The 279-nt window shown below is 66.7% G+C and carries 1 protein-coding gene; it reads left to right on the top strand.

Annotation, left to right across the window (positions count from 1 at the left end):
* Window positions 1–279 (top strand): FAD-dependent oxidoreductase (locus tag QSV46_RS39570; RefSeq protein WP_314964072.1); only part of this gene is annotated, 279 nt, incomplete at both ends.

Genomic DNA, 279 nt, shown 5'->3' with positions numbered 1-279 from the left:
GCCAAAACCCGTGCCGGCGTCGCAGCCGGCCGCCGCCGCTCCGCCGCCACCCGCGCCATCTGCGGCATCCTATTCCGGCAAGGTGGATATCGAATGCGACATGCTGGTGCTGGGCGCCGGTCCTGGCGGCTATTCGGCGGCCTTCCGCGCCGCCGATCTCGGCATGAAGACCGTGCTGGTCGAGCGTTACGATACGCTCGGCGGAGTCTGTCTCAATGTCGGGTGCATTCCGAGCAAGGCGCTGTTGCATACGGCGTCTGTGATCGACGAGGTCAGGCA

Source organism: Bradyrhizobium cosmicum (assembly GCF_032290525.1).
In the GTDB taxonomy this organism is placed as follows: Bacteria; Pseudomonadota; Alphaproteobacteria; order Rhizobiales; family Xanthobacteraceae; genus Bradyrhizobium; species Bradyrhizobium cosmicum_A.
The sequence above is the reverse complement of the archived record's forward strand: the minus strand, read 5'-3'. Positions and strand labels throughout refer to the sequence as shown.